A 404-nucleotide genomic window follows, 5' to 3' on the forward strand; every position below is an offset into this window, starting at 1 on the left:
GACCAACACCGCGCTCTCGCCGGCGTCCATCGTCGGGCAAAGCGTAACGGTCACGATCCAAACGCAAGGCGGCGCCGCGCGCTATTTCAACGGCATCGTCACACGCTTCGCGCAAGTAGGTGCGGATGCCGCGAACGGCTACTACTCGGCGGCCCTGGCACCGCGTTTGTGGCTCGCCACGCTCGGCAGCGACCGCACGATCTATCAGAATCTCAGCGCGCTCGATATCGTCGAGCAGGTGCTGTCAGGGCTCGGCGTTACCGTGAAAAAGAGCACGACAGGGACCTATGCCGTGCGCGAGTACTGTGTCCAGTACGACGAGAGCCCGTTCCAGTTCGTTTCGCGGTTGATGGAGGAGGAGGGCATTTTCTACTTCTTCACGTTCGCGAACGGCAGTCACACGA

At 61.6% G+C, this 404-nt stretch carries 1 protein-coding gene; it reads left to right on the top strand.

Annotated elements, in window-relative coordinates:
* On the top strand, window positions 1-404 hold a 404-nt coding region (locus BTA35_RS17290; protein WP_274378448.1), incomplete at both ends, for a contractile injection system protein, VgrG/Pvc8 family.

The sequence above is a fragment of the Oceanospirillum linum genome, from assembly GCF_001995095.2.
GTDB classification, from domain to species: domain Bacteria; phylum Pseudomonadota; class Gammaproteobacteria; order Pseudomonadales; family Halomonadaceae; genus Oceanospirillum; species Oceanospirillum linum.